This is a genomic window from Agrobacterium sp. ES01 (assembly GCF_050320885.1).
Lineage (GTDB): Bacteria > Pseudomonadota > Alphaproteobacteria > Rhizobiales > Rhizobiaceae > Allorhizobium.
Map to the genome: position 1 here is coordinate 1,185,440 of NZ_JBNQTH010000001.1, position 23,989 is coordinate 1,209,428.

General features: G+C 56.0%; 21 protein-coding genes and 1 tRNA gene. 6 read left to right on the forward strand and 16 right to left on the reverse strand.

Features of this window, described 5'->3' with window-relative positions:
- Positions 1-20 precede the first annotated feature (20 nt).
- Positions 21-458: a hypothetical protein gene (locus tag ACQQ2Q_RS05810; protein ID WP_428186068.1), complete on the forward strand. Its 438-nt coding sequence runs from the start codon at positions 21-23 to the stop codon at positions 456-458.
- A gap of 1 nt (position 459) precedes the next feature.
- Here the strand turns inward: ACQQ2Q_RS05810 and fcl are convergent, their stop codons facing one another.
- From fcl to galE, 4 genes are all read right to left on the reverse strand, one after another.
- Positions 460-1,416 (reverse strand): GDP-L-fucose synthase, encoded by a 957-nt coding sequence (fcl, locus tag ACQQ2Q_RS05815; protein WP_428186069.1) that lies wholly within the window; start codon positions 1,414-1,416, stop codon positions 460-462.
- A gap of 2 nt (positions 1,417-1,418) precedes the next feature.
- Positions 1,419-2,480, reverse strand: coding sequence for a GDP-mannose 4,6-dehydratase (gene gmd, locus ACQQ2Q_RS05820; RefSeq protein WP_428186070.1), 1,062 nt, complete (start codon positions 2,478-2,480; stop codon positions 1,419-1,421).
- A gap of 62 nt (positions 2,481-2,542) precedes the next feature.
- Complete coding sequence (locus ACQQ2Q_RS05825; RefSeq protein ID WP_428186071.1) at positions 2,543-3,850, reverse strand: UDP-glucose dehydrogenase family protein; 1,308 nt, start codon at positions 3,848-3,850, stop codon at positions 2,543-2,545.
- Positions 3,851-4,044: 194 nt separating this feature from the next.
- Positions 4,045-5,031 (reverse strand): UDP-glucose 4-epimerase GalE, encoded by a 987-nt coding sequence (gene galE, locus ACQQ2Q_RS05830; RefSeq protein ID WP_428186072.1) that lies wholly within the window; start codon positions 5,029-5,031, stop codon positions 4,045-4,047.
- A 292-nt stretch (positions 5,032-5,323) separates the two neighbouring features.
- Here galE and ACQQ2Q_RS05835 point away from each other — a divergent pair, with 292 nt between their 5' ends.
- Together ACQQ2Q_RS05835 and pgi are read left to right on the forward strand one after the other, a co-directional pair.
- Positions 5,324-7,024, forward strand: coding sequence for a long-chain-fatty-acid--CoA ligase (locus ACQQ2Q_RS05835; RefSeq protein WP_428186073.1), 1,701 nt, complete (start codon positions 5,324-5,326; stop codon positions 7,022-7,024).
- A 104-nt stretch (positions 7,025-7,128) separates the two neighbouring features.
- On the forward strand, positions 7,129-8,754 hold the full coding sequence (gene pgi, locus ACQQ2Q_RS05840) for a glucose-6-phosphate isomerase (protein ID WP_428186074.1): 1,626 nt from the start codon (positions 7,129-7,131) through the stop codon (positions 8,752-8,754).
- A gap of 84 nt (positions 8,755-8,838) precedes the next feature.
- Here the strand turns inward: pgi and ACQQ2Q_RS05845 are convergent, their stop codons facing one another.
- Positions 8,839-9,765, reverse strand: a complete 927-nt coding sequence (locus ACQQ2Q_RS05845; protein WP_428186075.1) for a carbohydrate kinase family protein — start codon at positions 9,763-9,765, stop codon at positions 8,839-8,841.
- Positions 9,766-9,849: 84 nt separating this feature from the next.
- Positions 9,850-10,545, reverse strand: coding sequence for an orotate phosphoribosyltransferase (locus ACQQ2Q_RS05850; protein ID WP_428186076.1), 696 nt, complete (start codon positions 10,543-10,545; stop codon positions 9,850-9,852).
- A 212-nt stretch (positions 10,546-10,757) separates the two neighbouring features.
- On the opposite strand from ACQQ2Q_RS05850, the gene ACQQ2Q_RS05855 reads away from it, so the two are divergent.
- Positions 10,758-11,291 carry a DUF1269 domain-containing protein gene (locus tag ACQQ2Q_RS05855; RefSeq protein ID WP_428186077.1) on the forward strand — a complete coding sequence of 178 codons (534 nt, stop codon included), beginning with the start codon at positions 10,758-10,760 and terminating at the stop codon, positions 11,289-11,291.
- An 11-nt stretch (positions 11,292-11,302) separates the two neighbouring features.
- Complete coding sequence (locus tag ACQQ2Q_RS05860; RefSeq protein WP_428186078.1) at positions 11,303-11,461, forward strand: DUF3096 domain-containing protein; 159 nt, start codon at positions 11,303-11,305, stop codon at positions 11,459-11,461.
- Between the two features lie 124 nt (positions 11,462-11,585).
- On the opposite strand, the gene ACQQ2Q_RS05865 is transcribed toward ACQQ2Q_RS05860, so the two are convergent.
- The 8 genes from ACQQ2Q_RS05865 to ACQQ2Q_RS05900 all read right to left on the reverse strand — a co-directional run bounded on the left by ACQQ2Q_RS05865 (position 11,586) and on the right by ACQQ2Q_RS05900 (position 21,261).
- Complete coding sequence (locus tag ACQQ2Q_RS05865; protein WP_428186079.1) at positions 11,586-12,458, reverse strand: hypothetical protein; 873 nt, start codon at positions 12,456-12,458, stop codon at positions 11,586-11,588.
- A gap of 630 nt (positions 12,459-13,088) precedes the next feature.
- Positions 13,089-14,129, reverse strand: coding sequence for a dihydroorotase (gene pyrC / locus ACQQ2Q_RS05870; RefSeq protein WP_428186080.1), 1,041 nt, complete (start codon positions 14,127-14,129; stop codon positions 13,089-13,091).
- A gap of 77 nt (positions 14,130-14,206) precedes the next feature.
- Positions 14,207-15,295, reverse strand: a complete 1,089-nt coding sequence (locus ACQQ2Q_RS05875; RefSeq protein ID WP_428186081.1) for an HD domain-containing phosphohydrolase — start codon at positions 15,293-15,295, stop codon at positions 14,207-14,209.
- A 17-nt stretch (positions 15,296-15,312) separates the two neighbouring features.
- Positions 15,313-17,580 (reverse strand): ATP-binding protein, encoded by a 2,268-nt coding sequence (locus tag ACQQ2Q_RS05880; RefSeq protein WP_428186082.1) that lies wholly within the window; start codon positions 17,578-17,580, stop codon positions 15,313-15,315.
- Complete coding sequence (locus ACQQ2Q_RS05885; protein ID WP_428186083.1) at positions 17,577-18,077, reverse strand: molybdopterin-dependent oxidoreductase; 501 nt, start codon at positions 18,075-18,077, stop codon at positions 17,577-17,579. Before ACQQ2Q_RS05885 ends, ACQQ2Q_RS05880 begins: the two co-directional genes overlap by 4 nt.
- Positions 18,078-18,099: 22 nt before the next feature.
- Entirely contained in the window at positions 18,100-18,489 is a 390-nt protein-coding gene (locus ACQQ2Q_RS05890) for a response regulator (protein ID WP_428186084.1), read from the reverse strand.
- Positions 18,490-18,789: 300 nt separating this feature from the next.
- A complete protein-coding gene (locus ACQQ2Q_RS05895) occupies positions 18,790-19,833 on the reverse strand; it encodes a proline racemase family protein (protein WP_428186085.1) in 1,044 nt (347 codons plus the stop codon).
- Positions 19,834-19,998: 165 nt separating this feature from the next.
- Complete coding sequence (locus ACQQ2Q_RS05900) at positions 19,999-21,261, reverse strand: alpha/beta hydrolase (RefSeq protein ID WP_428186086.1); 1,263 nt, start codon at positions 21,259-21,261, stop codon at positions 19,999-20,001.
- Positions 21,262-21,545: 284 nt separating this feature from the next.
- Between ACQQ2Q_RS05900 and ACQQ2Q_RS05905 the strand changes: the two genes are divergently transcribed.
- A complete protein-coding gene (locus tag ACQQ2Q_RS05905) occupies positions 21,546-21,848 on the forward strand; it encodes an ArsR/SmtB family transcription factor (protein WP_428186087.1) in 303 nt (100 codons plus the stop codon).
- Between the two features lie 169 nt (positions 21,849-22,017).
- On the opposite strand, the gene ACQQ2Q_RS05910 is transcribed toward ACQQ2Q_RS05905, so the two are convergent.
- Both ACQQ2Q_RS05910 and ACQQ2Q_RS05915 read right to left on the reverse strand, forming a co-directional pair.
- Positions 22,018-22,094 (reverse strand) — tRNA-Arg (locus tag ACQQ2Q_RS05910).
- A 137-nt stretch (positions 22,095-22,231) separates the two neighbouring features.
- On the reverse strand, positions 22,232-23,716 hold the full coding sequence (locus ACQQ2Q_RS05915) for an ATP-binding protein (RefSeq protein WP_428186088.1): 1,485 nt from the start codon (positions 23,714-23,716) through the stop codon (positions 22,232-22,234).
- Positions 23,717-23,989: the final 273 nt, after the last annotated feature.

The window sequence follows — 23,989 nt, forward strand, 5'->3', positions numbered from 1 at the left end:
ATCAGCCGAGGAGACGTTCCATGCGAGCCCTATCATCGATTGTCTTTTCCACGCTGCTTTTGCCGATGACCTCATTTGCCGAGGAGACCGCGGCAGACGGCCGCTTTGCGCTTGAACGCATCGACAACGGCTTGGTGCGGCTGGATACACGCACCGGTGCCATGTCATTATGCCAGGAAAAGGACGGCAACCTCATCTGCCGGATGGCGGCAGATGAGCGAGCCGCCTATGAGGAACAGCTGGATATGCTGGAAGATCGCGTGGCTGCTCTGGAGGCGGGCAAGCCTGGAGCGAACAGCCGTCGATCTTCCGCGAACAAGGACCTGCCCAGCGATGAAGAGGTGGACCGCTCCATCGGCATCATGGAAAGGTTTATGCGAAGCTTTTTCGGTATCGTGAAGGAATTCGAGGGAGAGAAAGAGTCCACGGCGCCGCACCAGACGCCCGGTCAGCTTTAAATCAGGCAGCACCCTGACTTCGCTCTGCGAATTCGCCTGCAAGGAATGATGCATAAGCGCTCGCAACGCCGTCCTTCAGCGCAATCTTTGGCGACCAGCCCATGGATCGGAGTTTCGCTGCACTCATCAACTTGCGTGGCGTGCCATCGGGCTTCGACAAGTCGTGGACGATTTTGCCCGTGAACCCTACGACTTCGCAAACAAGCTTCGTCAGGTCGAGGATGGTGATATCCTCGCCGGACCCGACATTGACATGGCTGTCGTCGGAATAGGTCTTCATGAGATGAACCAGCGCATCCGCGCAGTCATCGACATGCAGGAATTCACGCCTTGGGGTGCCGGTTCCCCAGACCGTGATCTCAGAGGCACCTGCCGCCTTCGCGTCATGAGCCTTGCGGATCAACGCCGGCATGACATGGCTGGATTTCAGATCGAAATTATCACCGGGGCCATAGAGATTGGTTGGCATGGCGGAAATGAAGTCACGGCCATGCTGGCGCCGAAAGGCCTGGCAAAGTTTGATGCCTGCTATCTTGGCGATCGCATACCATTCGTTGGTGGGTTCCAGCGAACCTGTCAGAAGAGCATCCTCGGTAATCGGCTGGTCGGCAAATTTCGGGTAAATGCAGGACGATCCAAGGAAGAGCAGCTTTTCCACGCCGACCTTGTGGGCCGCCTGGATGATATTGGCTTCAAGAATGAGGTTGTCGTAGAGAAAATCCGCGGGATAGGTGTCATTGGCCAAGATGCCCCCAACCTTGGCTGCCGCAAGAAAGACGGCGTCAGGCCGGTTTTTCTGCATCCACGCTTCAACGGCATCCTGACGGGTCAGATCCAGTTCGGCCCGCGTTGCGGTCAACACTGTACAGCCTTCAATTGCCAGACGGCGAACGATTGCTGCACCGACCATGCCGCGATGACCGGCTACCCAAACCTTTTTGCCAGTCAGTGCATACATGATCAGGCTTCTTTCATCACGGTGGCGGTCTGCATGACCTTGAGATCTTCTGTGACCATCTCGCGGCAAAGATCGCGAACACTTGTCTCATGTTTCCAGCCGAGCTTCTGCTGCGCCTTGGCGGGATTGCCGATCAAGAGATCCACTTCAGTCGGACGGAAGTACCGTGGATCGACCTCGACCCTGCATTCGCCGGTGGCCGTGTCGAAACCTTTTTCCTCAATGCCCTCGCCGCGCCATTCCAGATGAATACCCACATCTTCGAAGGCCCATTGCACAAATTGGCGAACTTCAGTTGTTTCGCCGGTGGCCAGCACATAATCGTCGGCGACATCCTGCTGCGTCATCAGCCACATGCCGCGAACATATTCACGCGCATGGCCCCAGTCGCGCTTGGCATCGAGATTGCCGAGATAGAGTTTTTCCTGCTTGCCAAGCTGGATGGCGGCGACAGCACGGGTGATTTTACGGGTCACAAAGGTTTCACCGCGCAGCGGGCTCTCATGATTGAAAAGAATGCCGTTGGAGGCATGCATTCCATAGGCCTCGCGGTAGTTGACCGTGATCCAGTAGGCATAGAGCTTTGCTGCAGCATAGGGACTACGCGGATAGAAAGGTGTCGTCTCGCTCTGCGGCACTTCCTGCACAAGGCCGTAGAGTTCGGATGTGGAGGCCTGATAGAATCGTGTCTTCTTCTCAAGCTTGAGAATGCGGATCGCTTCGAGCAGGCGCAATGCGCCGATCGCATCGGAGTTGGCTGTATATTCCGGGGTCTCAAATGACACCGCGACATGCGACTGCGCGGCGAGATTATAGATCTCGTCCGGCTGGCATTCCTGGACGATGCGGATGAGATTGGTGGAGTCCGTCAAATCGCCATAATGAAGCTTGAAGCGCTGGTTCTTCTCATGCGGATCCTGATAAATATGCTCGATGCGGCCGGTGTTGAAGGAAGATGAGCGGCGCTTGATACCGTGCACGGTATAGCCCTTGTCCAACAGCAATTCTGCCAGATAGGCACCGTCCTGTCCGGTGACACCGGTAATAAGTGCAGTCTTGCTCACGGCATATCCTTTTCAATCACTGGCAGTATCAGCATCCGGGACCCGATTGGCGACATTCGCGCTCAATCTGCGCGGCCTACGCTGTAATAGGCAAAGCCTTGGGCTTCAATATCCTTGGCATTGTAGACGTTGCGAAGATCCACGAGCACCGGCGCGTTCATGCGCTGCTTGAGAGCTGCGAAATCCAGATTCCTGAAATGCTGCCACTCGGTGATGATCACCAGCGCATCGGCGCCTTCTGAAACCGCGTCTACGCTTTCGCGGTAATCGAGGTCCGGCAGTAATGTCCGAGCCTGCGGCATCCCTTCGGGATCATAGGCTTTCAGACGCGCGCCCTTGTCCAGCAAAGCCTGGATGATGGCGAGCGCCGGAGATTCTCTGATGTCGTCAGTGTCTGGCTTGAAGGTAAGACCAAGAATGCCGACGGTCTTGCCACGCAGGTCGCCACCTACGGCGAGTTCCACCTTGCGGGCCATTGCGCGCTTGCGGGTCTCATTGATGCCGACGATCGTCTCGATCAAGCGGATCGGAGCCATGTGGTCCTGGGCGGTCTTGACCAGCGCCAGTGTGTCTTTCGGAAAGCAGGAACCGCCATAGCCCGGGCCTGCATTGAGAAACTTCTGGCCGATGCGGCTGTCCAGGCCCATGCCGCGAGACACATCCTGCACATTGGCACCGACCTGCTCGCACAGATCCGCGATTTCGTTGATATATGCGAGTTTCAGCGCCAGAAACGCGTTTGCAGCATATTTGGTGAGTTCGGCTGTGCGGCGCGAGGTCACAAGCACCGGGTGCCGGGCGGCGTCCAGCGGCTTGTAGATCTCCAGCATCAACGGGCGCGCACGTTCGTCATTCATGCCGATGACGACGCGGTCAGGCTCCATGAAGTCGTCGATGGCAGCGCCCTCGCGCAGGAACTCCGGATTGGAGACAACAGCGATATCGGCATCTGGATTGGCTTCAGCTATCACCCGTTCCAGTTCGTCGCCGGTGCCGACAGGAACCGTGGACTTGGTGACAACAACGGTGAAGCCGCGAGCAGCATTTGCGATCTCACGCGCAGCCGCAAAAACATAGCTCAGATCGGCATGACCATCGCTTTTGCGCGATGGTGTGCCCACTGCAATGAAAACGACATCGGCATCAGCGACCGGCTGCGCCAGGTCGGTGGTGAACGACAGGCGGCCCGCATCGACATTGCTGGCGATCATGGCATCGAGACCCGGCTCGAAAATCGGCACTTCACCGGCGTTCAGACTTTTGATCTTGTCCTCGACCTTGTCGATGCAAACGACGTGATGTCCCAGTTCCGAGAAGCAGACGCCCGAAACGAGGCCCACATAGCCGGTGCCGATAATCGCTATACGCATTGCCAAATCCAGTTCGATGCCAAAATCACTGCAAGCTCGCTCCGGCCGAGAGTGTCCGCGCCATCCGTCGCGTTTCAAACCCGAGTGTTTTGCAAGCCAAGGCAAACAAAAGCGACCAGATGGGCGCTCTCTATAACATTGGCGTGCTGAAACCAAGTCTCAGCGCGCCTTGAAAACCGGATTTAGGTTGAGGGTCAGATGGGGAAATTGGATTTGGAATGCCAGGCCCAGGCTGTCTGGATGATCTCTTCGAGAGTTCGCTGCGGAGACCAACCAAGAATCTCTCGTGCCTTCTCGTTATCCGCGACCAAGGCGGGGGAATCGCCGGGGCGACGATCGGCATAGGCGACCGGAAACGGTTTGCCTGAGACTTCGCCAATCGTGTCGAGCAGTTCCTTGACTGTCGTACCTGTGCCAGTGCCGAGATTGAGTGCGACCGAATCGCCTCCGTCCAGCAGATAGTCGACGGCCCTGACATGCGCATCGGCTAGATCCATCACGTGAATGTAATCGCGCACGCATGTGCCATCACGCGTGTCGTAGTCAGTGCCGAAGATCTTGAAGCCATCGCGCCTGCCAAGGGCGGCATCGATAGCCAAGGGAATCGCGTGGGTTTCCGGTGTGTGCCACTCACCGATGCGACCGTCAAAATCGGCGCCTGCGGCGTTGAAATATCGGAGGATGACCGAGCGAAAGCCGGTGTAGAGATCATAATCCTTGAGCGCCTGCTCGATGATCCATTTGGTCTTGCCGTATGGATTGATTGGCGCCTGAGCATGGTTTTCGTCGAGCGGCATGCGCTCGGGCACCCCATAAGTGGCACAGGTCGAAGAGAAAACAAACGCCTTGATCCCCGCAGCCTGTGCGGCGGACAATAGCGTCAGCGACCCGATGACATTGTTCTCGTAGAAGGATACAGGTTCCTTTACCGACTCGCCCACCTCGATCAGCGCAGCGAAATGCATGATCGCTTCCGGCTTGTATCTTGCAATCACTTCATCCAGACGAGCGCGATCCCGAATATCGCCCTCTTCCAACGGACCCCACCGGACGAACTCACCATGGCCATTGGAGAGGTTGTCATAGACAATCGGGAGATAGCCTCTGGTCGACAATTGGAGGCAGGTGTGGGAGCCAATATAACCTGCTCCGCCGACTACCAGTACCGGTTTTCCCGACATCCATTACCTCGCAATCAAGTTGTTTGCGGCAATACCGCGGCCCGTATCCTCCCAGTTCAATTAAATCAGCAATTATGTCTCGGCAAGGGCAATGAACGTCGCGTTAAAAGTTGATGTCTTGACAGCCGGATATGCCGATGAATAATTGCATTACGTTTACGTTAAGGTAAAAATTGGACGTAATATGTTGAACCTACGAACCAAAGGCATAATCTGGGGTTGACCGGGAGGAGCTTTCACTGTCCCTCGACGAGGAACAGGATTGCCGGCACACCAAGCGTGGAGGAATTTCATGACTGACTTGTCGAAGCGACCGAGTGGCCGTGCCGAAGAGAAAATTTGGCTGTCCTCTTATCCCAAGAGCGTGGCACCCGAAATTCCTCACCTGCCCCATGCTTCGCTCAGAGAATTCTTTGAAGAAGGCTGCCGCATCAATGCTGAGCGCATTGCCTTTTCCAGCATGGGAAAAGACCTGACCTTTCAGGAAATGGAAGAAAAGTCAGCCCATATCGGCGCCTGGCTGCAGGCACTGGGGCTTGAAAAGGGCGACCGCGTGGCGGTCATGCTGCCCAATATTCTGCAAAACCCGGTGATCGTCTACGGCATCCTTCGCGCGGGACTGATCGTCGTCAACGTCAATCCGCTCTATACGCCTCGCGAACTCAAGCACCAGTTGATCGATTCTGGTGCGACGGCAATTTTCGTTCTGGAAAATTTTGCTTATACCGTCCAACAGGTTGTCGCAGAAACCTCCGTGAAACATGTGGTCGTTGCCACCATGGGCGACATGCTTGGCCTGAAAGGGCTTATTGTCAACTTGGTCGTGCGGCATGTGAAAAAGCTGGTGCCGAAATGGTCAATTCCGGGCCATATCAGCTTTAACCAAGCGCTTGAGAACGGTAGCAAGAGCTCTCTCAACCGCGTGCCTATCCAAGCCGACGATGTGGCCTTTCTTCAATATACCGGTGGCACCACAGGCGTCTCCAAAGGGGCAGCCCTGACGCATGGGAACCTGATTTCAAACGCCCTGCAGATCAAGATCTGGCTTGAAGAAGTATTCACCAGACGGCAGAGACCGGAGGTGCTGACATTTGTCTGCGCATTGCCGCTCTATCACATCTTTGCCTTGACGGTGAACTCGCTCATGGGCGTACTCCTTGGTGCCCATAACATTCTGATCGCCAATCCGCGCGACATTCCCGGTTTCATTACCGAATTGAAACAGCATAAGGCCCATGTGTTTCCCGGACTGAACACGCTTTTCAACGCGCTGATGAACAATAAAGCCTTCGACGACATCGACTTCTCCTCGATGCTTCTGGTGCTTGGCGGCGGCATGGCTGTGCAGCGCCCCGTTGCTGATCGCTGGTTCGAAAAGACCGGCTGTGTCATCACCGAAGGATACGGATTGTCTGAAACGTCACCGGTTGCAACCGTCAACCGGCTCGACAGCAAGGAGTTCTCAGGTACGATAGGCCTGCCTCTGCCATCCACCGACATCGAGATCCGCGGTGAAGCAGGAGAAACGCTGCCCATTGGCGAAATCGGTGAAATCTGCATCCGCGGGCCGCAGGTGATGGCCGGTTATTGGCAGAAACCTGAAGAAACAGCCCGCGTGATGAGCGACGACGGCTTCTTCCGGTCGGGCGATATGGGCCTTATGGATGAGCACGGTTATGTGACGATCGTCGATCGAAAGAAGGATATGATCTTGGTGTCGGGTTTCAACGTGTATCCGAACGAGATCGAAGAGGTCGTGGCCATGCATCCCGGCGTCCTTGAATGCGCAGCAGTCGGTGTGCCGGACGAGCATTCCGGCGAAGCTGTCAAACTTTTCGTTGTTAAAAAAGACCAGGCGATTACAGAAGCCGAGATCAAGGCCCATTGTGCAGTTCATCTCACCAATTACAAACGCCCAAGGCATATTGAATTCCGGGAGGAGTTGCCAAAGACCAATGTCGGCAAGATCCTTCGAAAGGACCTGCGCGGCTAGGAGGGATACATTGGTGCACATTTCCTTTTTTGCGGCATCGGCTTGATTTGCCACAATCAAAGAGAATAGTTAGCCCAACCGTTTTCAAACCCGGAGGGCTTCGCATGAACCCGGTCGCCAAAGAGCTAAAATCCACTGTTCATACGAGTGCGGCCACGGATATCCGTGCTGCATTCAACTCGGATAGCAAGCGATTTTCGCGCTTCAGCGTGCGTTTCGATGATCTGCTGATGGATTATTCGAAATGCGCCGTGAATGACGACATCATGGCGCTGCTTGAAAAGCTTGCGGCCAATGGCGGCGTTGTAGAAAAACGCGACCGGATGTTTGCCGGTGACGCCATCAACTTTACCGAAGACCGTGCCGTTCTGCATACGGCTCTTCGAAATCGGTCCAATACGCCCGTATTCGTGGACGGTAAAGACGTGATGCCGGACGTCAACGCCGTGCTTGCGGCGATGACCACTTTTGCCAAGGGCATTCGCAGCGGCACGCTGAAAGGCGCCACTGGCAAGAAAGTCACCGATGTGGTGAATATCGGCATTGGCGGCTCGGACCTGGGGCCGGCCATGGCCACGCTGGCGCTTGCACCTTTCCACGATGGGCCACGCCTGCATTTCGTCTCCAATATCGATGGCGCTCATATTGCAGACACTCTGAAGCTGCTCGATGCTGAAACAACACTCTTTATCGTGGCTTCCAAGACCTTCACCACCATCGAAACCATGACCAATGCGCAGACCGCCCGTGGCTTTATCGCCGATGCGTTGGGAGAAGACGCGGTCGGTGCACATTTTGCCGCCGTTTCAACGGCGCTTGAGAAGGTTGCAGCCTTCGGTATTGCCTCCGAGCGCGTGTTCGGTTTCTGGGATTGGGTGGGCGGTCGATATTCAATCTGGTCGGCAATAGGTCTGCCCCTGATGCTCGCAGTCGGGCCTGAAAACTTCGTTTCCTTCCTCGAAGGAGCGCATGCGATGGACCGGCATTTCGTCGAAACTCCCGTGCGCGAAAACCTGCCGATGCTGCTCGGACTTCTCGGCTATTATCACCGTGTCGTGCTTGGCTATCCGACGCGTGCAATCCTGCCTTACGATCAGCGTTTGTCCCGATTTCCGGCCTATCTTCAGCAACTCGATATGGAATCGAACGGCAAGAGCGTGACGATTGACAGCAAGCCGGTCGATGGCCCCACCGGACCTGTCGTCTGGGGCGAGCCAGGCACAAATGGACAGCATGCATTCTATCAGTTGATCCATCAGGGCACGGATATCATTCCGGCAGAATTCATGATCGCCGCAAACGGTTTCGAGCCCGAATTGCGCCACCAACATGAATTGCTGATGTCCAATTGCCTGGCGCAATCGCAGGCGCTGATGAAGGGCCGTACGCTTGAAGAGGCCAAGGCACAATTGACCGACAAGGGCATGGACGAAGCAAAGGCCGACCACATCGCGCCGCATCGCGTCTTCGAAGGCAACCGCCCTTCGATCACATTCGTCTACGACAAGCTCACGCCTTTTGCGCTCGGTCGACTGATCGCGCTTTATGAGCACCGTGTTTTCGTTGAGGGCGTGCTGTTCAACATCAACTCATTCGACCAGTGGGGCGTCGAATTGGGCAAGGAACTGGCGACAGGGCTGTTACCGGTTGTTGAGGGTAAGCAGAATACTGACGGTCATGACAGCTCGACAGCCGGACTTGTTAAGGCACTGCTCGGAGCGAAAACCTGAGATAAGATGCCCCAGCAAGCGTCTCCTCACATGAGGTGACGCTTGTTGTCTACAAGGCAGTGATCGGGGCTGTTACGATCCGTTTCAAAGACCGACTTCTGACGCCCATGGTGGATTGGCACCGGCGCGCGATACGGTAACGGCAGCGATCTTGGCACCGAAGGCAAACGCCTTGCGGACGGCATCTTCGTCAAGCGTCGCAATTTTTTCCTTGGTGAGAAGCCCCTGAAGCTTGAAGGACGCCAGGATGCCGGCATCGAAAGTGTCTCCTGCCCCAACGGTATCCACGACCTCGACGCGTTCGCTCTTCACCGTCGTGCTAAAACGCTCCGTATAGCCGGTTGCGCCATCGGCACCGCGCGTGATGATTACAAGCTTGGCACCAGCCTTTAGCCAGTAGGCCGCGAGCGTCTCGACGTCGCCTTCCATCTCGAACCAGTCCAGATCCTCATCCGAGAATTTGACGATATCGGACATGGCGCTCATGCGCTTGATGCGGGCCATGTGGGCCACCTTGTCCTTGATAAAGCCTGGGCGGATGTTGGGGTCGAGCGAGATCACGCGCTTTTTGTGCTCGCGTGCCATCAACGCCTCATAGGTTGAGCCGCACGGCTCGGGAATGAGACTGATCGCACCGAAATGCAAGGCTTCGCAGTCGTCTCCCAGCGCAGGAAGATCGTTCTCAGTGATCATGCGCAGCGCCGTGTTCTCATCATAGAATGCATAGGTTGCCTGTCCGTCGACGAGTTTGACGAAGGCGATTGTGGTCGGGCGCGATGACGTGGCACAGTAGCTGTGATCGACACCGCTTTCTGTCAGCGACTTGCGCAGGATATCTCCCATCATATCGTCCGACAGACCGCAGAAGAAACCAGAGGGGATGCCCAGTCGTCCAAGAGCAATCGCGGTGTTGAACACGGCACCACCTGCGTAAGGCGCAAAACCCGCCTCACCTTTGGTTGTCTCACGTGGCAGCATGTCGATAAGGGCTTCGCCACAGCTCAGGATCATTTAGGCCTCCCAGTTTTCTGACGACAGCCAAAAGACTATCGCGCTTTCAATCGATTTAAGCCAAGCGGCGCAGGAATTCCACCCTTACAAAGCGAGTTCCGCGACGCCGCCGTTTCGCCCGGACCACGCCAAAGGCGCATCAAGAAAAGCCTCAACTTCAGCCAAGGTTCCGGCGTCAAACAGCTTTTGGTCGCGGGCAACGGCCAAGACATTCCGCCAGGTGGCAATATGATGAAGCGTGACCTTGCCGCCTTCAAAGCGTGCCTCGGCTTCGGGAAATATGCCGTAGTAGAAGAGTGCAATGCCATGATCGACAATGCCACCGGCTGCCCGGATCGCATCGATGAACTTGAACATGCTGCCACCGGCTGTTGTCAGATCCTCAATCACCAGAACGCGTGCGCCTTCAGGCATATGGCCTTCAATCTGGGCATTGCGACCGTGACCCTTGGGCGCTTTGCGCACGTAGATCATCGGCAGGCCGAGACGTTCAGCAAGAAAGGCTGCAAAGGGAATTCCCGCCGTTTCACCACCGGCGACCACATCGAATTTTTCAAAACCGGCATCGCGCATGACCTTGGCAGCGGCGAAATCCATGATGGCTGAACGAATGCGGGGATAGGAAATCAGTTTGCGGCAATCGATATAGACCGGGCTCGCCATGCCGGAGGCCAGCTTATAGGGCTTGTCGGCAGCGAAATGCACCGCCCCGATTTCCCACAGCATCTTTGCCATCAGTTCTGCCATGACGGTGGGCTCGGGAAAAGTGGTCTGGATCATCGCATCGCTCCTGTGGCTTCATTCCTGCTTTCCTGCGCAATAGCAGTAACTGAGGAAACTGGCCAGCGTCGGCGCGCACCCTGCCGCAGTGCGCAAATGTTCGCATACCATATGAACAAGAATTAATATTGAGGCTCTTTTACCGTACGGCGGAACCAACCACATCAGTATCAAGTTTCACCATCCTAAAACATACCGAAATGGAGACTTCCATGTCCGAACTTATTGTTATCGGTTACCCCAATGACCAAAAGGCCGAGGAGGCCCGCAAGACCCTTTACGGTCTGGCGAAAGAATATCTGGTCGACATCAAAGATGCGGTTGTTGCGGAAGCCGACGATAAGGGCGAGATCAAGCTGCACCAGATGGTGTCCATGTGGAGCATTGGTGCGTCCGGCGGGGCTTTCTGGGGACTTCTTGCCGGCATACTGTTCTTTAACCCGTTGATTGGTGTCGCAGCGGGCGCCGGTGCTGGCGCCTTGGCGGGCGCCATGACCGATTACGGCATCAAGGACGATTTCATGAAGGAGGTGGCTGGAGTGCTGCAGCCTGGACAGGCGGCCCTGTTCATCCTTGCGGATCGGGCAGCATCCGACAAAGTGATCGACAAGCTGTCAGTGCATGGCGGCCGCATCATCCGAACCAATCTCGACACATCGAAGGAAACCGAGCTGCGCGCTGCCTTCGAAAAGGTCCGGTCCGCCGAACCGACCCTTGCGCCCGGCTCCCCCATCAATCCAGCCTGAGGAGACTTTGCATGCAAACCTATCTCGCCATTCAGCCGCTGATCGCTCTGGTCGCCGGTATTCTGATCCTGATAGTTCCGCGTCTGTTAAACTATGTCGTGGCAATCTATCTGATCCTGATCGGACTTGCCGGCCTGTTACCGCAATTGATGAACTCTGGCGGCATGTAAACTGAAAACGCAAGGCGCCGCGTTGATTGTCACATACGCAATACCTGCAAGTGACCAACGCGACGCCTCGCCCCCCCGAGATGGTAGGCCCATGCTGGGCCTATCTTCCCCTAGAATTTCTTCGTCATGCACCGACGCTGCAGACCGCTCCCCTCAGGATTTCGACCAATGTGCCGCAGTTGTCATTGTTGTGATCACGCTGGTTGAGGTCACCCAAGACAGACGGCACCGGCTTTGATGGCTTAGTCGGCGTGGAAGGCGTGGATGGTGTGGTCGGCGTCACCGGATCGGTGGGCTTATGCGGCTTGTGCCCATGATGCTTACCGTGATGCTTGTGGTCCCACTTGCCGCCCTTGTGACCGTCCTTGTGACCGTCCTTGCGACCATGCTTCTTTTTGTCGTGCTTCGAACCATGCTTGTCGTGACCGAATTTAGGGCCATGCTTCTTGTCTTTCCCAGCTTGGTGCTTGGAGCCATGATGCTTGCCGCCTGTCTTCTTGTCTTTCGAGCCAGACCACTTCTCGTGCGTCTTTCCGCCTTTGTGGTGACCTGACTTTGCGTCCTTGTGGCCGCCGAACTTGCCTTTGTCAGACTTGTGACTGCTGCCCTTGTCGCCCTTACCTTTGTCGCTCTTGTGCCCCTTGCCTGGCTGACCGCTCTTCGAACCTTCGTCATGCGACTTGCCCCGGCCGGGCTTGCTGCCGTGATCTCCTTGGCCAGGGCCGGATGAGCCTGGACCGCTCTTCTTCTCTTCGGTGTTCTTCGAACTACCCTGCTGGGGAGTGTTGCCGTGACCCTGCTGACCCGCACCGGTCTGCTTCTTGCTGTTTTGCGCCGCGTAGGCGGAACTATCGATGAAAGCAGGTTGAACGGCTGAGACTACTGTCACGAAAGCCGTCGACAAGAGTATAATGGCGACTTTTTTGACAACAACACTTTTCACAAGTTGTCTTTCGACGCAAAAATTAACTATTCGACTCATTTTCAGGAACTCCAAAAAATATACTCGAGGTAATTTCCTCTATTTTTTGGTTATCCACAGATTTCTTCCTTTGCACAATATCTTATTAACAAAACATAAACCATGGTAAATTTCCGCAATTTTATTTTGTATTAAGATTTAATATATTTTTAATTATATTGATCTATTTAATACTTACGACGCAGTTACCACCCACCCTCCCCCGCAGTGATTCACGACGAGAAGATTCTCTGTTTTTTCATGTGAAATCATAGGCTTGGAGATCCCCAGAATTGGGGCTGCTGGCCATTGAAAATAGTCGAGGGCGGGCAGGTTTCTGAATTGGATTTATCCAAAAGGAGCCCAAGGGCAGCGACCTTCGCGGCCGCTACAAGCATGCCGTGAAACGGGCGAGAGCGGGGTGCATCAGACATCCCTACAAGGTTGCGCCTTTCGTTTCCGGCCTCTATTTTGAGATCCGGACACCAAGGCGCATCATCGCGTGCCATACGTCATTTTTTTCAAAGGTGCCGCTGGCGGACAATCGCGAAGCGACGCAAACGCAGTTCAGCGGCGCAAGCCAGCAAAAAGTAAAACACAACAAGCATCCACCCCATCTTGGCGGACGCTACCAGACTGGGTGATGCTTTTCAGGAAGTTACGGTTTTAGCGCTGGACCTGCCAATGAAGCGGAAACATGGGGTCGAACACTGTCACTGTGCCGTCTCCAGTTTCAATCCTGGCAGGAAAGGAAACCGGTTCGTCGCCTTTCACCAGCGATATCATCTCTTCGTTGGCGGGCAAGCCATACCATGCCGGACCGTTGAGAGAGGCAAAGGCCTCGAGCTTGTCGAGTGCCGATTCCTGCTCGAACACATGCGCCAGGCAGCTCATCGTATTGATCGAAGTGTAGATGCCGGCGCAACCGCAGGCACATTCCTTGAGTGGATCGACATGAGGTGCTGAGTCTGTCCCGAGGAAGAAACGCGCATCGCCAGATGTTGCCGCTTTGCGCAGCGCCAGACGGTGGTTCTCGCGCTTGGCGACCGGCAGGCAGTAATAATGCGGCTTGATGCCGCCAACCAGGATTGCGTTGCGGTTGATGATGAGGTGATGGGTGGTGATGGTACCGGCAAGGTTGCCACTCGCGGAGCTTATGTAATCCACACCATCGGCGGTGGTTACATGTTCCATGGTCACTTTCAGTTCCGGCAAGCGCCCGCGGAGAGGATCCAGAACGGTTTCGATGAATACCGCCTCACGGTCGAAAATGTCGATCTCGGGCGTCGTGACCTCTCCATGGACGCACAGCGGAAGACCGATCTTCGCCATACGCTCCAGAACTGGCATGGCCTTTTCGATGTCTCTGACGCCGCCGTGGGAATTGGTCGTCGCACCCGCGGGATAGAGCTTGACGGCAGTAACGAGACCGCTCGCCTTGCCCTTTTCAACGTCGTCGGGATCAGTCTGCTCTGTCAGATAAAGCGTCATCAACGGCGTGAAGCTGTCACCGCTCGGCGTGGCCTTCAGAATGCGATCGCGATAGGCGATGGCATCGGCTGTTGTCACCACCGGCGGCACAAGATTGGGCATGATGATGGCGCGGGCGAAATCGCGACTGGTGTCGCCCACGACCCCTTCAAGCATGGCACCATCGCGCAAATGCAGATGCCAATCATCGGGGCGGCGAATCTTCAGGCTTTTCATGGTGGACGGCTCCAGACGCGGTGTTCAGCCGCCGTCGATACCATGTCATTTCCCAGAGGCAAACTGCCGAAGGCAGATCAGGCGACTTTTTCGGTGGCAATCCGGGCTTCGCCGGCTGCCATTTCACGCAATCGCTCCTGACGATCCTCTTCCATAATGTCCTGGAAACGCGGAAGTGCCCGCTGAAATGCGGCAACACAATCCGGATCGAACTGCGAACCGCCTCGTCCGATAATATGTGCGACCGTGCGCTCAAAGGACCATGCCGACTTATAGGGGCGCTCTGTGGTCAAAGCGTCGAAACTATCGGCAATACTCACGATGCGGCCAACCAAAGGTATGTCAGACCCGGCGAGCCTGTTGGGATATCCTTGCCCATCCCAACGCTCATGGTGAGTGGCGGCAATTTCGGAGGCCAGTTCCAGCAGAGAGTTATGGGAACGCGCAAGAATGTCTCCACCGATCTGCGAGTGTGTCTGCATCTGGCGATATTCCGCTTCCGTCAACTTGCCCTGTTTGAGCAGCACGGTGTCCGGTACTGCGACCTTGCCGATGTCATGCATGGGCGCGGCCAGACGAATATCCGTGCATAGAATTTCAGGTAAACCGAGCTCGCGAGCGATCGCTTCCGAATAGGCAGCAACGCGCATCGTATGACGCGCCATACCGGGATCCTTGTAACCGGCAGCGAGTGTCAATCGGTGAATGATCTCCTGCTCGCGTTCGCGAAGCTGGTAAATTGCCTTATCAACTTCGCGCCGCAACCATTCCGACTGGTCGGCCAGCTTACGACGTGCCTCTGTCAGGCTGACAATATTTTGCACACGTGTCTGAAACTCAACCGGATTAACCGGCTTCGTCAGGAAGTCGATCGCACCTGCGTTGAGAGCCTCCATACGGGTGGTCATGTCCGTGTCTGCGGTGACAAAAATGACGGGCGTGTCTGCGTATTTCTCGAAGCGCGCAATTTCGGTGTAGAGCTCGACGCCATTATAGACCGGCAAGCGGAAATCGATGATTGCAACATCGAAATCCAGTTCCGGCAGCGCGGAGAGCACGGCGTCCGGGCTATCGAACGGCAGTGCCTCGCAATTGTCGAGCTTTGCAACGAGCCGGGTGAGCAGCTTGAGGTTGGTGTTGTTATCGTCAACCACCAGGATACGCATGACTTTCTCCGTGTCTTTCAAGCTACAAGCTTGTATTTGAGCGCTTCAATTTCATCGTTCAGTTCGCGCAGGTCCGATTCCGTTGGCTCGACGGATCGAAGTTCATGAGCCTTGCCGGCAATGCCATTCAGGCCGACATTGATGGCGGCGCCCTTTATCGTGTGCAAAGCGAGATCGATTGTTGCCGTATCGTTGGACGCAAGGGCGCGCTCCAGTTGCTTCAACAGGACCACGGCATCGGCGAAGAAGGACTCGACCAGTTCGTTGAAGACGTCCTTGCCGAGCGCATCGACAAGTTCGTTCTGGCGCATTTCATCGAGGCCTGCAAATTCCGGAAGGTCTGCCAGAGAACGCGGCACTGGCTCCAATGACTGCTCAACTATTGCATCACTCTCCTCTTTTAATGGCTCAGATACGTATCTTTCTGCCATTCCGAATTCGGTTGAGAATGTGACGATCACGCTTCTGAGGCGATCCATCGTCACGGGCTTGGACTCGAATGCCACCATACCCGCGTCGGCACAGCGACGGCGATCGTCATCGGAGGCGTTGGCAGTCATGGCAATGATCGCGGCCTTGCTCGACGGTCCACCTCGAGCGATGATCCGGCGCGTTGCTTCAATGCCATCCAGAACAGGCATTTGCATATCCATAAAGATCAGATCAAAGACGTCCGTTTCGCTGAGTGCCACGGCTTCCGCGCCGTCGCTCGCGACTGTCACATCCTGGCCGAGGCGCTCGAGGAATTTCAGCGCAACTTTCTGGTTAACCGCATTGTCTTCCACGAGAAGTATCTTGCGGCGCGGTATCTGGGCCCTGCGCTCACCGGCCATAATTTCGCGTCCGACGGCCTCCCTGTCGGTCGCGACGACCGACAGCTCGAACCAGAAAATGCTGCCGACTCCAACTGTGCTGCTCACTCCGAGCTCGCCACCCAGCTTCTCTATGATCTCCTTGCAAATCGTCAAGCCAAGGCCGGTACCACCGTATCGACGGCTGATGCTGGCATCGACCTGTGAAAATGGCTTGAACAGCTTGTCGAGGCCCGTCTCATCGATGCCGATACCCGTATCTTCCACCTCGAAACGGAGCATCAGGTCGCTGCCGCGATAGAACTCCCTGACCCGCAATGTAACGGTGCCCTTGTTGGTGAATTTGACCGCATTGCTCAACAGATTGAGAAGCACCTGGCGCAGGCGGGTGGGGTCTGTTCGTACATAACTTGCGTGAAGACTATCTGGAATGTCCAGCACGACCGCGTTGCCATGCTCATCGGCACGCGCTCTGACGATGCTGACGGCGGCCTCCGCAAGACTGCCTATGTCGACCGCGCGTTCTTCCAGCTCCAGCTTTCCATGCTCAATCTTGGAATAGTCGAGAATCTCATTGATAACATCCAGCAATGCTTCGCCGGATGCGCGAATGGTTTTCGCGCTCTCTGCAGCTTCATTCGGCAAATCGTAGAATTCCATCAGTTCCGACATGCCGATGATTGCATTGAGCGGTGTGCGGATTTCATGGCTCATGGTCGCCATGAATTGCGATTTTGCCTGGTTTCCCGCATCCGCCGCCTCATATGCCACCGTCAGTTCGCCGGCCATCTCCTCCAGGGTAAGGCCCGCGGCACGAACAGACTTCAACTGGCGGCGAAGCGTCACGACCAAGAACACCACCGAACTCATAAGCAAGGCAAGCATGATCGCCGAGGTCTTTTCAAGTTCGAGTATCATTGTCCTGTTTTCGGCGCGATCCTCGCTCAAATGGGTATTGGTATAGACAAGAAGCTCTTCGGTGCGCGCACTGACCTGTGCAAGCTCTTCCTGAACGGTGGCCAAAGCCTGTGCCTTGGGTTGGCGCCCATTCGCGATCCCGTCGAAGAAGGGCTGAAGCGCCAAGACCTGCGCTCTGATTTCGACAACCAAACGCTGCACGCTTGGGTCCTTGGCAAAATAATCGCTGAAGCGCGATTCCTGCACGAGCTTGGTGCGCGAGTAGAAAATGTCGTAGCGCGTCGAAAGCTCTTTGAGAGCGACCGGCGTTGGTTCCGGCAAGTGTCGGATAGTCGCCAGAGTGTGATTGAGCGTGCGCGCTTCGCGATCGAGCTGATAAACGGACCAGGTCGCGTTTTCGCGGATGCCGTCCTGCAGATAGCGGAAGCGGCCGGAAATATCGATAAACAGCAACAGCAATACGAACAACAGGACAGCAGACAGGATTTGCAGGATAAATGTGGTCTTTCCTGCATTGCGAATGATGTCACCGCTGGTTCGTGCGATTGTTTTCACTCAGCGACCTCGATTTCCTTGATCTGCCATACAGAGCGGGCAAAGTACTTCTCGTTGTAGAGCGCCTTGTCCTGATCAAATGGATAGACCAACATCAAAGGCCCCTTGTCCCGCACGACCATTTCCTTGCCGAACATCCGACTGGCCAGAATGGTGTCCAGCTTTTCCGCGTCCGCCATCGGAATTCGCGCCGAATAGTCATTGAGAGCGCGTATGATGAGGTAGGAACCCTTGGCCCCGGCGGCATTGAGAACCGCGCGCAGATAGGGACCTGAAAACTCCACCTGTCCCGTCGTCCAAGGCGTCTCCATCTTCGCCACGCGCCCGTCGAGAGCCTCCAGCATTTCTCGGTCGAAGACAGCTTGCGACCCGTGATTGGTTTCGCCGACCGCACCCTTGACCGTCAAAATGACATCGCCGGTGGGGACGTCCAGCGCATGGGATGGCGCCGTCCAGACCGTTGCGGATATCAGTGCAGCAATTATGATTTTGTTCATCGCGACCATCCCTTGCTTGAACTCAGGCAGAGCGGACAAGCGTTTCCTCGCAATCCCGGTGGGATGACAGGATAGCGCGCAGGACCACTGTATCGATGGGCTTCGTCAGAAAATCCCTGACACCGGCCGCAATCGCTTCGTCGCGCAGCTTGGGCTCGTGGTCGGCTGTGACCATTACGATTGGCACGTCGTCATAGCGTCCAATCATGCGTACCGCTTTGATGAACTGGACACCGGACATGCCGGGCATGATCTGATCCACAATCAGAAAGCTGAACTGCTCACCATGACAGCGTTTGAGAGCGACGCCAGCATCAGGCTCGACCACCACGTCTTCTGCCGTCACCTTTTCCGCAATGCGCTTCAAGATCATTGCATTGGTTGCATTATCTTCGACAATCAAAATCGTCATCGCCACTCTCCGTTGAGTGGGCCTTCGCATCGTCTCGACGGTTGACTGATCTATGCAACCACTGGCGACAGCACGGAAAGCCCCGATTTTCATGCTTCTTGGCACGATCAATATCAAAGGGAGGCTGAGATTGGCTGAAGCAAATAGATGCAATTTTACCGAACTGTCGAATTCGGTCGCGTCATTAGTGTATTATTAATGTCTGACTTATGGCCCGGTTGAAGCCATGGTTGAGCCACGCGGCCCAGCGTCGAAAGCTCGCTTTAGGCCGTCATGCTCGTCAACTGACAAGGTGAATTGCTAGTCGCCGATTCCGCCAGCAGAGGGTCCCCAGACATCCGTCAGGGCGAAACCATTAGCGAGTGGATCGAAGGGGTCCAGGGCCAATTGATGCAAACCGAACGTAAAGCCTCGGCCGCAAATTGTTGGTACCACTGCCGTTTTCCCCGCAATTTCGGTGGTCCCTGAAATGCCAACCTCGAATTCCGAGCCAATGATCGATCTGGATTTCAGTATCTCGCCGACTTTCACCTTTCCGCGCGCATACAAGGTTGCGAGGTTGGCCGAGTTCCCGGTGCCACACGGAGAACGATCCACTCGACCAGGCCACATGGTGGTGCAGGTTCGCACCGCGCCATCAGGGTCTATGTCGCGAAACATGACATAGGCCACGCCTTCGATAGCCGGAATGGTCGGGTGGACGACCGGGATCGTTCTGTTGATCATCGTCTTCAATGTCATGCCTGCTTCCACGAGCTGGCGGGCATTGGCCTTGTCGATTGTCGTACCGATCTGGGACACGTCCACCAGTGCATAGAAGATGCCGCCATAGCAGATGTCGAGCTTGATGCGACCCCATTCAGGTGTATCGAGCTCCAGGTCCAGGGTGTGCACGAAGGATGGCACCATGGTGAGCTTGACCCGCTCGCAACGACCGTCCTTGCAGGTGGCCAGAGCGCGAACGAGCCCCGCTGCCGTTTCGAGCACCACCTCCGTTTCCGGCTCCCGCATCTCGACGCTGCCACTTTCCAACAATGCCGTGGTTACGCAGATCGAATTGGAGCCGGAGCTGGCATGCGCCTGGTCTGGCTGCAGGATGATGAAGGCGGCATCAGCGTCTGGATGTTTCGGCGGCAAGAGCAGGTTTACAGATCCGATCGGCGCACCCCGCGGTTCAAGCACCAGAAAGCGCCTGAGTTCTTGTCCCTTGGGGTCGGTATTCAGCCAGTGAAGCTGCGCGGCAACGGTTGCGCCTGGAATTTTTGGCACGCCGCCGATCGCCACTTTGCCGATCTCACCTTCACAATGAACATCAAGGAGCTGAATGGTCCGTTTCCAACGCATATTGCACTTTCCCGTTTGCATTTGCTGCGCATCCCGACAGCCTGGCAGAGGCGCGTTTACAGGATTTGCAATCACGTGCCGGCAAGGGTGTCTCGCTGTCACTTTTGATATAGGAGCAGCGTCCATTGCCCAATGCATTTGTTGTCAAATGCAGTCGTGATCCGCCTATTTTTGTGCGGTGGCGCTCAAGCCGTCACCGACGGAACCAATTGTGCCCGCTGTGCTGTCACCAAGCCTCTCCCACTGGCGGCCATAATTGCGGCGGGTGGTAGGGTCGAAAATGATGATGGGCGTGCTGATGACGGTGCTGGCGGCCTGTCCAACCGTGCTGGCAGCTCCAATCGTCACCGCCCCAATGGCATCCCCCAAGCCAACCTGGCTATCGGTTACTGTCTGGCCGGCAATCAGGCGGTCGCCAATCAACCGCACCACTTCCGGACTTTCTGCGAATTTGCCGTGGTTCAACCGATCGCCTGATTTCAACTTTGTCAGATCGAGAACCGTAATGCCGGCATTTTCAAGCTGGCTGCGGTAAGGCTCCTGGCTCGGATCGATCTGACCCAGGCGGTCAATGTTGCCGGAAATGCGCCGGGAGAGCGTGAGGGCCCGATCGTCGCGGGATACGAATAGCGTGAAATGAGGCACATATTTTGCCGCCGCCATTGCCGCATATTGCTGCCCGAAAACGTCGACATCGAGATCCGGCGCGGCGAGGATCACATTGGAGAGCTTGCGCGACAGCGAGCCGTCGCGGATGGCCATCTGCCGCAAAGCTTCGACAGCAAGCCAGGTTCCCATCGAATGGGCCATGACTGTGACATCGCTCACCGACTTGTCCTCAACGATCTGGCGCAACAGGTCCTCCAGCGCGTCGCGCGAGTAATTGGTGCTTTCCTTGTCATAATTGTAGTCGAAAATGCTGGCACGCGAGGGCCATGTGAAAAGGACGGGGGCTGCATCGAAACGACTGTCATGAATGATCTGGGCGAAGCGATAGACTGCATCTTCATAGCGGTTGTTGAAACCATGGACGAACACCAGAACGCGACGGGTATCGGTGGAATTCTGCCGATACCAGGCTTTGGCATCGGCTTCAGATGTCATCGTTTTGACAGAAAGGGTCGCGAATTCCTTTTGCGGATCGGGCGGCAATTTCTTTGGCCACTGGACTTCGCCGATCTTGCGGTTGGCATCTGGCGGAATGGAGACCGTGATTGCGTCGGCCATCAGGCCGCTTCCGCGTTCGCCTGAGAAGAGGATTGCCTTGTCGTCAGCCGGTGCTCGCGTGGTTGCCGCAATCAGGTGGACCTTGGACGTTCCCTCGACCGAGCTTCCAAGGGGCTCCATGACGCCAACGGGGCGACCGCCGCAGGCGCACACAGCCAGGCTCATCACGGACAAGAAGACTAGATTGGACGCGAAACGCATTTCAATTTCTTTCGCTGCATTCGGCGCAGGTGCCCAGCAGTGGTCGCTCTTTATGCCAATATTCAGCGACCAGCATATAGGTCGCTGCGGTTGCTGCACAGCCTTGCGAGACGATTCGGGCCCCCCGGCTGAGCGCAAATTGTTGACGTGGTGCCTGTTGGCAAGCACTGCTGAGCATGGATATCCTTTTTGCAGGCTGATTTCTCCCTCTGGTACCTTCGACCTATCCGTCCGTCATTGACATGCAGTTGACCAGAACTTCAAATCAACGCATATTCGTATCAATGAACGTCAATCCAGATTCCATGCAAGTCGCGGCAGACGACGCGAGCGAGCTCCTGAAGGCACTCGCCAACCGCCACCGTCTCCTCATCTTGTGTCAGCTCATCGAAAGCGAGAGATCTGTCGGCCAATTGGCTGAATTTCTCGGCATTCGTGATTCGACTGTGTCGCAACACCTCTCGCTGCTGCGCCGGGACCGCATTATCGCGGGCCGCCGCGATGGCCAGACAATCTGGTACCGGATAGAGAGCGAGCCGGCACGCAATGTGATTGAAGTGCTCTACAAATCCTTCTGCGCGCCCTGACTCACGGGGCGCCGCGATTTGTAGCCTGTTTTATCAAGTCAGAATCACCCCACAGGCCTGGTGCCCGTGTCGCGCCAATCTTCACCGTGCAAGCGCCTTGTCGATAAGATGCGAAGGTCGGGCGCGCGCCTTAACACAGCTGTCATTTTTCTGGTTTGGAAAAAAGAGATGGCGCACCCGAAGAGATTCGAACTCCTGACCCCCAGATTCGTAGTCTGGTGCTCTATCCAGCTGAGCTACGGGTGCGTGCCGAGCCGGTCATTTCCGGCGGCGTGGCGATCCTCTAAAGCGTCACAGAGTTGAATGCAAGTGAAATTCAAAAAAAATCGACGATGCGCATCGGAAATCCGATTCCGCATTTGCATTCAAAGGCTATTTTCCGCTCAGGCGCGAAAACGCCAATCGTCCAGTACGACCGGCCGATCCGGAATTTCGATGCGAAACATGGTGCCGGGTCCGGGTTTTTCCACCAAAGCGATCGTACCGCCATGGGCAAGCACCAGTTCGCGGGCAATCGCCAGCCCCAGACCAGTTCCGCCAGACCGGGCCGATCCTCGAAACGCTGCAAACAGGTTTTCGCGTGCCTTCGGCGGCATTCCAGGACCATTATCGTCAACGGTGATCGAGACCACGCTGCCGATTCGCCGCGCAGAGATCGTCATGCGTCGCGTGACGTCCAACTGGCCGGGCGCAAAATTGACCAGCGCCTGTACCGCATTGCGGCAGATATTGTGGACGATGCGGAAGAGTTGTTCGCTGTCGGCATCCACTTCGATGTCGTGGGCGACGGTTTCAACAATCTCGACACCGCTCTCCGGATCGACCGCCAGAATATCGCGCACCTCCTGGGTGAGACTGACCAGAGGAAACAAGCGCCGCCGGGGCTCCGCCTCGGTCGCCTGACCATAGGCGAGTACTTCGCTGGTGTAACCGACCGCGCGGTCGATGGTTCTCAGAAGCTTGGGCGCGAAGGACTTCACCATCGGGTCTTCAACATCCACCAGACGGTCGGACATCAATTGGGCAGATGCCAGAATGTTGCGCATGTCGTGATTGATCTTGGAGACGGCGAGGCCGAGATCCGCCAGGTTCTTCTGCTGTTTGAGCGTGCGCTGCAATTGCTCCTGCATGGAGGCCAGATGGCGGCCGGCAAATGCCAGTTCGTCGCCGCCGCGCGCCGGCTTCAAGATGCTGGCCGGATCATCAGGGTTTTCGGCAAAGGTCTGCATGCTACGCGTCAGTTTGCGCATCGGCCTGATCAGCATACGGTTGATTGCAAGATAGATGAGCAAGGCGGTTATGATGGAAATGACCAGAGAGATGAGAATGATGCGGCGTGCAAAGACAAGCATCGCATCGCGCAGGCTTCGCTCTTCCAGAACGAGCTCGACCTCGACGTCACCCTCGCCGACGGGACCGTAGACGCGCAATATGCGATTTCCGCCAATCAGAAGCGTTTCAAGCGCATCGCGCATGGAATCCAGAAGCGGAACATCGGTCAAATCGTAGCTGGCATCCACCTGAGGCGGCATATTCTCCATGGCCAAAAGTTTGGAGGCGCCATCGGTGCGCAGTGCAATGGCTTTGGTGCCGGTCGCCATCAATGCATCATCCTGCACCTTGCGGGGCAATTCCAGCGGCTGCAAGCCGTCAATCACGACCCCTGCCGCGCCAGCCGTATTCAGACGGTCATGCAGCCACATAAGACGCATGTTGGCGACAGAGGGCAGGAAGAACAGGACTTCCGCCAACATGACAAAGACAACGGTCAGCCACAGCAATTTTGCTGAAAGGCCTTTCAGCCAATTCGGTTGTCCGCCGGGAAGATCATCGTTTGCGATCGCGCCGTTGCGCTCGTGGTCACGCATCGCAGTCTCCCAGCTCCATATCAATGTTCACCATCATATCGTTCGGCTGCCATGCACTCACGGCAAATTGAGGGCGTAGTTTAGTGTATCGCCACATAATTTCCAATTGCCCGGCTATACAGGGTTCCTGTGGCACATTCGCACCGCCTTGCCGATTGACTCCAGAGGCCTCAATCCGTATAAGCCGCGCACATTCGGCCACTGTGCCGGCTTTTGCCGTGCCGACCGCCGATTGAACAAGCAACCCACGCTCTTGCAGCAATGCAACTTCAA